This window comes from Vibrio sp. 1151_11 (genome assembly GCF_029478525.1).
In the GTDB taxonomy this organism is placed as follows: Bacteria; Pseudomonadota; Gammaproteobacteria; order Enterobacterales; family Vibrionaceae; genus Vibrio; species Vibrio anguillarum.
On the sequence record NZ_SHMN01000113.1, the window covers coordinates 1 to 373 of the forward strand.

At 44.0% G+C, this 373-nt stretch carries 1 pseudogene; it reads right to left on the reverse strand.

Features of this window, described 5'->3' with window-relative positions:
• Window positions 1–338, reverse strand: a pseudogene (locus EXZ60_RS19000) (helix-turn-helix domain-containing protein); the annotation flags it as partial.
• Window positions 339–373: the final 35 nt, after the last annotated feature.

The window sequence follows — 373 nt, forward strand, 5'->3', positions numbered from 1 at the left end:
CGGATACCAAACTCAGCTTGTACATAAGCGACAATTTGGTGGGTATGAAAGTACGTTTTCTCAGCCAGATGTTCGATAAGTTGCATGGTTTGCCCAGCAGAAAGTCGGCTTTGGCTACCACCATTTTAAGGCTTAAGTTTTTCAGAGAGAACATAATCACTGAGATGACGAGCCACAGTCGATTCGTGAATACGGAGAGCTTGAGAAATCATCGCCTGACTCCAACCTTCAGACGCAAGTAAAATCGCTTTGATGCGGTCACGCACTCGACCATCACGAGTTGAATCGTGCATCTCTTCGAGTTGTTGTTTCTGTTGAGGAGTCAGTATTATTTTCATGGTGCGTAGCATGATCCTGATTTTATGAGAAATCA